This window comes from Streptomyces sp. LS1784, assembly GCF_020103755.1.
Classification (GTDB): Bacteria; Actinomycetota; Actinomycetes; order Streptomycetales; family Streptomycetaceae; genus Kitasatospora.
In genome coordinates this window covers 1-8,039 of sequence record NZ_JAHSQD010000380.1, presented here as the reverse complement: position 1 = coordinate 8,039, position 8,039 = coordinate 1, and the positions used below count along the sequence as shown (strand labels likewise).

Here is an 8,039-nt window from a genome sequence, read left to right as displayed (position 1 = left end):
GGCCGGCCACCGGCCGCCCGTCGACGGTGAGCTCCTCGCCGAGGCCCTCGTCGTCCCGGCGCTGGCGCGGGAAGCGCACGGGGCCGGAGCGCCCGCCGAGGCCGAGCCAGCTGCTCAGGCCCGGCCGCCGCAGGGGTTCGGTGGCGCGCGGCACCACCGTGACCTCGGGGAAGGCGAACTGTGGGCCGTCCGCGCCGACCCGGGAGCCGCGCAGCCAGCGCAGCAGCAGGTCCAGCCGCTCCGGGAAGCCGTTCTCGAAGGCGTCCACGCCGCCGCCGAACACGTCCAGGTCGATCCACGGCCCGCCGCGGCCCACCCCGAGCGTGAACCGTCCGCCGGAGGTGAGGTGCAGCAGCGCGGCCTGCTCGCCGAGCCCCACCGGGTGGCGGGTGGAGAGCACGCTGACCGCCGTGCCGACGCCGATCCGGCGGGTGCGGCCGAGCAGCATCGCGGCCAGCGTGGCGGCGTCCGGGCACACCCCGTACGGCACGAAGTGGTGCTCGGCCAGCCAGACGCTGTCCAGGCCCGCGCGTTCGGCCTCGACGGCGGAGCGGACGGTGCGCTCCAGCGCCTCTCCGTGGCTCTGCCCGGGGAACTGCGCGGACAGCAGGAACAGGCCGAGCCGCACCGGACCGGTGGACGGCGGCAGCGCGCCCGCCCGCTGGGGCGCCGGCAGCGGCTCGCCCGCGACGGCCGTCACCGGGGGGACGGAGGTCAGCGTCGGGCCGGGGGCGGGCGGCCGGATCCCGACGGGCCGACCGGTCTCGGCTCGGGCGCTGGTCTTGCTCATCGTTGGTCCTCCTCGGGTGCGCGCAGGGTCTGCGGGCCCCGCCTCTTCCCCTTGTGGGTATCCGATGTCATGTGCCAATGGCACGCGGAACCCTGAATTTCCCCGATGATCGGGTGGATCTGGGCAAAAACCCCGAAGTGCCGGACGGAGCCGTGATAGTGGCCGTGGGGGAGTCCGGCCGGCCGTAGGCTGGAACGACTCAGAGCCCAGGAGGAGAGGGAGTCCGCGTGTCTCCGCGCCGCAATCGGATCAAGATCGCCGCCCCCCGCGAGAGCGCCGAGGCGGCCGCCCCGCTCGGCGGTTCGCTGCGTCGCACCGAGAGCTACCGGGGCGAGGACTGGGTGGTCCAGACGGTCGCCGGGACGGCGGGGCGGTTCTACCGCTGCCCGGGCTGCGACCAGGAGATCCCGCCGGGGGTGGGCCACGTGGTGGCCTGGCCGATGCACGGCGCGGGGGTGGACGACCGGCGGCACTGGCACCGCGCCTGCTGGGGAGCGCGGGAGCGCCGGGCCTCCAACCTCCTGCGAGGCCGCGGCGCTCCGCGGTACTGACGCTCCCGCTGCGGGGCCGGCTACGCGTCGCGCCGCCTGAGCACCAGCGCACCGCCGACCAGCGCCGCCGCCGTCCAGGCGAGGCAGATGAAGAAGCCGGTCCACGGCCCGTACGGCTGGCCGTGCTGCTCGTACACCAGCAGCATCCGCGAGCCCGCGTAGTCGGGGAAGTAGTGGGCCAGGGTCCTGACCTTCGGCACCGCCGAGAGGATCGGCGAGAGCAGGAAGAAGAACGGCACCAGCACGCCGAGCGCGAGCGTCTGGTTGTGCAGCATCGTGGTGACGCCCGCCGAGAACAGGCAGAGCATCGTCAGGTACAGCGCGGCTCCGAACACGGCCCGCAGCACGTTCGGCTCGCCGATCGTGGTGGAGTGCGAGCCGAGCAGCGCCTGGCCGACGAAGAACGTGACGAAGGCCGTCACCAGCGAGACCGCGAGGGCCAGCGCGCCGAGCACCGCCGCCTTGCCGGTGAGCAGGGTGGCGCGCTGCGGGACGGCGGCGAGGGTGGCCCGGATCATGCCGCTGCTGTACTCGTTGCCGATCGCCAGCACACCGAAGACGATGATCGCCAGCTCGCCGAGCATGATGCCGGAGAAGGACGTCCCGGTGGCGTCGAACGGGGCCTGCCCGTTCCGGCGGAACTCGCTGAAGTCGGTGCTGGTGAGCAGGGACAGCAGTGCGCCGATGCCGACCGTGACGACGAAGGTCAGCGCGAGCGTCCAGACCGTCGAGCGGACGCTGCGGATCTTCGTCCACTCGGAGCGCAGGACCGCCGGGAAGGACGCCATCTCAGTTCTCCTCCTGCAGTGCCGTGGTGGTGGTCTTCCGGGTGCCGTCCGCCTTCCAGCCGGCGCCCCACGCGGTGGGCGCGCCGGCCGCGTCCCGGCCCGGTCCGTCGCCCGCGTGGTACTCCACCGAGTCGGCCGTCATCCGCAGGAAGGCCTCCTCCAGTGAGGCCTGCTGCGGGCTGAGCTCGTGCAGCACCACGCCGTTCGCGGCGAACAGCCCGCCGAGCCGGGCGATGTCGCCGTCGACCACCTCGTAGGAGCCGTCCGGGCCGGGCTCGTGCCGCAGGCCGGCCTCGGCCAGCGCGTCGAGCAGCCGCTCGGGTTCCGGGCTGCGCAGCCGTACGGCGGAGCGGGAGTTGCGCCGGATGAACTCCGGCATCGGCAGGTCGGCGAGCAGCCGCCCCCGGCCGATGACCACCAGGTGGTCGGCGGTGACGGCCATCTCGCTCATCAGGTGGGAGGAGACGAGGACCGTCCGGCCCTCGGCGGCGAGGCGCTTCATCAGGTTGCGGATCCAGAGGATGCCCTCCGGGTCCAGGCCGTTGACCGGCTCGTCGAACATGACGATCTCCGGATCGCCGAGCAGGGCGGAGGCGATGCCCAGGCGCTGGCCCATGCCGAGCGAGAAGCCGCGGGCCCGCTTGCGGGCCACCGGGGTGAGGCCGACCAGGGCGAGCACCTCGTCCACCCGGCGTGCGGGGATGCGGTTGCTCTGGGCGAGCCAGAGCAGGTGGTCGCGGGCGGTGCGGCCGGGGTGGACGGCCTTGGCCTCCAGCAGCGCGCCGATGTACTTGAGCGGTTCGCTGAGCTGCCCGTAGTGCTTGCCGTCGATGGTGACCCGGCCGGCGGTCGGGCGGTCGAGGTCGAGGATCATGCGCATGGTGGTGGACTTGCCGGCGCCGTTGGGGCCGAGGAAGCCGGTCACCACCCCCTGGGGGACCCGGAAGCTGAGACGGTCCACCGCAAGCGTCTTGCCGTAACGTTTTGTCAGTTCGTGCAGCTCGATCATTCGCGCTCCCACAGTTCCTTGTCAGGCTAGGACAAACGGGGCATCGCGGCCCGCTGGGTGGGCCCGCCAGGCGCACCGGAATAGGTTGGAGACATGAGCGAGCGAAGCGAGCGAGTCATCGAGAGGTGCGCATGGGCGAAGGCCCCCGCCGAGCGAAGCGAGGTGGGCGCATGAGCGAGCTCCCCTCCGCAGTGTCGGTCCGCGAGAGCGGTACCGGAACACCTCTCGTGCTGTTGCACGCCTTTCCGTTGAACGCCTCGATGTGGTCGTCCCAACTGGACGCGCTGCCCGGCCTGACCGGGGACGAAGCGCGCGTGCTCGCCCCCGACCAGCGGGGGTTCGGCGGTACCGGGCTGGGCGCCGACGAGCCCTCGCTGGACCTGCTCGCGGACGACCTCGCACTGCTGCTGGACGCGGCCGGGATCGAGCGCGCGGTGGTCGGCGGGCTCTCCATGGGCGGCTACGTGGCGCTGGCCTTCGCCCGCCGCCACCCCGGCCGGCTGTCCGGACTGCTGCTGGCCAACACCCGGGCCACCGCCGACACCGACACGGCACGGGCCAACCGGGAGCGGATCGCCGCCGTCGTCACCGCCCGGGACAGCGTGCAGCTGCTGCTGGACGAGCAGGTCGCGGCCGGGCAGCTCGGGCCGGACTCGCAGCACCTGGTGGAACGGGTGCAGGCGATGGTCGCCGCCGCGCCGCCGGCCGCCGTCGCCTGGGCCCAGCGGGCCATGGCGGCCCGCCCCGACGCCCTGGACGTGCTGGCCGCCCTGCGGGTGCCGGTCGCGATCGTGGCGGGCGCCCAGGACGCCCTGGTGGCGCCGGAGGAGGCCGAGCTGATGGTGCGGGCCCGGCCCGACGCCGAGCTGACCCTCCTCCCGAGGGTGGGCCACCTGAGCGCCCTGGAAGCGCCCGAGGCCTTCGACGCCGCCGTGCGCACCCTGCTCGCCCGGGTGGCCGCCGGATGAGCCAGGAGAGCCAGGACGCGGCGGCCTGGGACTTCTCGGCGCTGGAGGTGACCGGCCGGATGCCCGTGACCAACCGGGGCGAGGGGCTGGTCGAGCTGACCCTGGAACCGCTCGGCGAGGACTACTGGATGCGCCCGGGTGAGACCTTCATCGTCACCTCGTACGGCGACTACGGGCCCGGGCACCCCTTCGAGGTGCAGTACTGGCCGGACTCGGTGTCGGTCTGGTGCACCTCCTGGTTCGGCACCGTCTCGGACGACGAGGGCAACCAGCTCAGCAGCGGGTACCAGCGGCCGGACGGCGCCTACCCCCGGTAAGGGGCCGTCCTCGACAGGCCCTGGACGCGCCCGGGGCGATGACGGCGCGAAAGCCGACAGGCCCTCACCCGGGCGGGTGAGGGCCTGCGGTGCTGCCCGGTCCGGCGTGCGTCAGCGCGACTGCTGGGCGGGCACGCCCATGGTGTCGTCGTTCGGCAGCGAGGCGGCGGCCACGGCCGCGCCGGTCAGCGTCGCCAGCATCTCGCGGACGTTGGTCAGCTGGGCGTTGATGCTGTCGCGGCGGTTGGTGAGCGCCGCCAGCTCGCGCTCGGATTCGCTGCGGATGCGGTCCGCCTTGGCGTTGGCGTCGGCCACGATGTCCTCGGACTGGCGCTGGGCCGTCTCGACGGTCTGGCGGGCGCGGCGCTCGGCGTCGGTGCGCAGCTTCTCGGCCTCCAGGCGCAGCTGCTCGGCCCGGTGCTCGATCTCGGCCAGGCGCTTCTCCGCCTTGGCCTGACGGGCGGCCAGGTCGCGCTCGGACTGCTCGCGGCGCTTGGCCAGGTTGGTCTCGAACTCCAGCGCGGCCTGGGCGGCCTTGGTGCGGGTGTCCTCGAAGAGGGCGTCCGCCTCCTCGCGCTTGTTCTGGGCGTCCTTGTTGGCCTCGGCGCGCAGCTGGGCGGCGTCGCTCTTGGACTTGTCGACGATCCGCAGCCCCTCGTCCTCCGCCTTGGCCTTGCGGTCCTTGGCGTAGTTCTCGGCCTCGGTGCGGACCTGCTGGGCGGCGGCCTCGGCGAGCTCACGGTGCTGCTCGGCGGCGCGGTGCGCCTCGTCGCGCAGGTCCTTGGCCTCCTCCTCGGCGAGTCGCAGGATCTTCTCGACCCGGGCGCCGAGACCGGCGTAGGAGGGCTCCTGCTCGACGACCGCAGCCTGGGCGGACTGGGTCTCCAGGTGGAGCTCCTCGATGCGCTTCTCCAGCGCGCTGATCCGGGTCAAGGCACTGTCACGGTCGGCCACCAGCTTGGTGATCCGCTCGTCGACCTGGGCGCGCTCGTACCCACGGCGCACCAGGTCGAAGCCGTGAGGGGAGTGACTGTCGCTCATGGGGTTCTGGGCTTCCTGTCGTCAAACCGCTGAGGTGGTTGAGGGAATCCTGACACGGTACCGGAGTGTCGACGGCTATACGTCGTTCTCTCACGGACAATGACCGCCAATGTCCGCTCAATCGGGTGGTGAGCTCTTGGAGCGATTGCCACCCGACCGGGGGGAGCCAACTCCGGCACCGGCCTTGGCACCCCCGTCCTTCTTGCTGCTGCTTCCCCCGTTGGCCTGGGCGACCGGTGACGGCGCCTCGAATGCCTCCAGGGCGGACAGCACGTCCTGGACCCTGGAGATCTCGGTGTTGATGTCCTTGCGGCGGCGCACCAGTTCGTCCAGCTCGCGCCGGCCCTCGTCGGTGGCCCGCTTCGCCTCGGCCTTCGCCTCGGCGAGCAGCCGCTCGGCCTCCGCCTTCGCCCGCTCGATCTGCTCGTCCGCGGCCTCGTCGGCGTCCCGCAGCCGCTTCTCCGCCTCGGCGGAGGCCTGGTCCAGCCGCTCCTCGGCCTCGGTCTCGGCCGACTGCAGCTTGGCCTCGGCCTTGACGATGAGCGCCTCGGCGCGGTTGGTGGAGCCGGCGAGCTTGGTCTCCGCCTCCTTCAGCAGGCCCTCGGCCTTGCGGACGGCGGAGATCCGGACCTTGCTGGCCTCCGCGGAGGCCTCCGAGGTCAGCTCGGCCGCCCGGTCCTCGGCCGCGGCGACCAGGGCCGCTGCGCGGTCCTCGGCCTCGGCGACGGTGGACACCGCCTGCTCCTCGGCCTCGGTCAGCTGCTCCTGGGCAGCCGTCACCAGCGCGTCCACCCGCTCACCGGCCGACTTCATGGCCGCCGCGTTCTCCTTGCGGGCGCGCTCGTGCAGGGCCTCGACCTCGGCATCGGTGCGCTCGCGCAGCTCCTCGGCGCGCTCGCGGATCGCCGTCGCGTCCCGGCGGGCCTCGGCGAGCAGGGCGTCCGCATCGGAGCGGCCCTTCTCGACCTCGCCCTGACCGGCCGCCTCGCCGGCGGCGACCAGCCGGTCGGCCTCCTTGCGGGCGGCGGCGACCATCGCGTCCGCCTGCTCCTCGGCGGCGGCGGTGGTGGCCAGCGCGGTGGTCTGGGCGTCCTCCCCGAGCGCCTCGGCGTCCGCGAAGGCCTTCTCCAGGACGGACTTGGCCTGCTCGCGGGTGGCCTTGTCGAACTGCTCGGCGGCCTCCCGGGTCTGCGCGTCGTAGGCGTCGGCGCGGGAGTGGGTGTCGGAGTCGTACTCGTCGGCCAGGGTGCGGGTGGCGAGGGCGTACTCCTCGGCCTCGGCGCGCAGGCCGGCGGACAGCTCCTCGGCGTCGGCGACGGTGCGGGCGCCCTGGGCCTCGGCCTCGGCCACCGTACGGGCGGCCTGCGCCTCGGCGTCGGCGCGCAGCTGCTCGGCGGCCTCCTGGGCGGCGTGCAACTCGGCCTCGGCGTCCGCACGCAGCTGCTCGTCGTACGCCAGGGCCTCGGCGCGCAGCCGGCCGAGCTCGTTCTCGGCGGCCTCCCGCTCGGTGGCCAGCTCCAGCTCGGTCTGCTCGCGCAGGGCGGTGGTCTCGGCCTCGGTGCGGGCGCGCAGGTCGGCGGTCTCGCGGTCGACGAGCTCGCGCTGCTCGGCGGTCTCGCGCTCGACCAGGGCGCGCAGCTCGGCGGCGTACGCGTCGGCGGATTCGCGCTGCTCGGTGGTCTCCCGCTCGGCGAGGGCGCGCAGCTCGGTGGCGTCCTGCTCGGCGGCCTCGCGGACCTCGGTGGCGTCCTGCTCGGCGGCGGCCTTGAGCGCGGCGATCTGCTCGGCGGCGGCCTCGTGCATGCCGGCCACCGACTGGCGGACCTCGGCGGCCTCCTCCTCGGCGGCGGCCACCAGCTCGGCGCCCTCGGCCTTGGCGGTGGCGATCAGCTCGGCGCGGTCGGCCTTGGCCTGCTCCAGCTCGGCGGTGGCCTCGGCGCGGATGCCGTGGGCGGCGGCGCGGGCCTCGGACAGCTGGCGGCCGGCCTCGGCCCGGACGGTCCCGGCCTGCTCGTTGGCCAGGGCCAGCTCGGCGGCGGCCTTCTCGCGGGTGGCCTTGGCGTCCTTGGCAGCCTCGGCCCGGCGCTGCTCGGCGGTGGCCTCGGCGCGCTCCAGCACCTCGTCGGCGGCGGTGCGCTGTTCGGCGGCGTAGGCGTCGGCGGCCTCGTGGATGTCGCCGGCGTAGGTGTCGGCGGCCTCGCGGACCTCGGCGCTGTGCTTGTCGGCGGCCTCGCGGACCTCGGCGCTGTGCTTTTCGGCCGCCTCGCGGACCTCGGCGGTCTCGGCGGCGGTGCGCTTGGTGAGCTCGGTGGCGTGCTGTTCGGCCTCGGTGCGGACGCGGTCGGCGTAGGCCTCGGCGGTCTCGCGCTGCTGGGTGGTCTCGCGCTGGGCCAGGGCGCGTAGCTCGGTGGCGTCCTGCTCGGCCTCCGCCCGGGTCTCCGTCGCGTACGCGTCGGCGGTGGTGCGCTGTTCGGCGGCGTAGGCGTCGGCGGCCTCGCGGACCTCGGCGCTGTGCTTGTCGGCGGCCTCGCGGACCTCGGCGCTGTGCTTCTCGGCCGCCTCGCGGACCTCGGCG

General features: G+C 74.1%; 7 protein-coding genes and 1 pseudogene. 3 read left to right on the top strand and 5 right to left on the bottom strand.

The annotated features are described in order from the left end of the window. The coding region (locus tag KS423_RS31715; RefSeq protein WP_224283208.1) for an LLM class flavin-dependent oxidoreductase at nucleotides 1-628 on the bottom strand (628 nt) is incomplete at its 3' end. 389 nt (nucleotides 629-1,017) lie between these two features. Here KS423_RS31715 and KS423_RS31710 point away from each other — a divergent pair. After that, on the top strand, nucleotides 1,018-1,341 hold the full coding sequence (locus tag KS423_RS31710; RefSeq protein ID WP_224283207.1) for an ATP/GTP-binding protein: 324 nt from the start codon (nucleotides 1,018-1,020) through the stop codon (nucleotides 1,339-1,341). Nucleotides 1,342-1,361: 20 nt separating this feature from the next. Here the strand turns inward: KS423_RS31710 and KS423_RS31705 are convergent, their stop codons facing one another. Together KS423_RS31705 and KS423_RS31700 are read right to left on the bottom strand one after the other, a co-directional pair. Further along, nucleotides 1,362-2,129, bottom strand: coding sequence for an ABC transporter permease subunit (locus KS423_RS31705; RefSeq protein WP_224283206.1), 768 nt, complete (start codon nucleotides 2,127-2,129; stop codon nucleotides 1,362-1,364). Nucleotide 2,130: 1 nt separating this feature from the next. After that, nucleotides 2,131-3,138, bottom strand: a complete 1,008-nt coding sequence (locus KS423_RS31700) for an ABC transporter ATP-binding protein (RefSeq protein WP_224283205.1) — start codon at nucleotides 3,136-3,138, stop codon at nucleotides 2,131-2,133. 170 nt (nucleotides 3,139-3,308) lie between these two features. Between KS423_RS31700 and KS423_RS31695 the strand changes: the two genes are divergently transcribed. Together KS423_RS31695 and KS423_RS31690 are read left to right on the top strand one after the other, a co-directional pair. After that, on the top strand, nucleotides 3,309-4,106 hold the full coding sequence (locus tag KS423_RS31695) for an alpha/beta fold hydrolase (protein ID WP_224283204.1): 798 nt from the start codon (nucleotides 3,309-3,311) through the stop codon (nucleotides 4,104-4,106). Next, complete coding sequence (locus KS423_RS31690) at nucleotides 4,103-4,423, top strand: hypothetical protein (protein ID WP_224283203.1); 321 nt, start codon at nucleotides 4,103-4,105, stop codon at nucleotides 4,421-4,423. Before KS423_RS31695 ends, KS423_RS31690 begins: the two co-directional genes overlap by 4 nt. 111 nt (nucleotides 4,424-4,534) lie before the next feature. Here KS423_RS31690 and KS423_RS31685 read toward each other — a convergent pair whose 3' ends face one another. Together KS423_RS31685 and KS423_RS31680 are read right to left on the bottom strand one after the other, a co-directional pair. Then, a complete protein-coding gene (locus tag KS423_RS31685) occupies nucleotides 4,535-5,464 on the bottom strand; it encodes a cellulose-binding protein (protein WP_224283202.1) in 930 nt (309 codons plus the stop codon). Between the two features lie 117 nt (nucleotides 5,465-5,581). Further along, nucleotides 5,582-8,039 (bottom strand): annotated as a pseudogene (locus tag KS423_RS31680) (hypothetical protein); the annotation flags it as partial.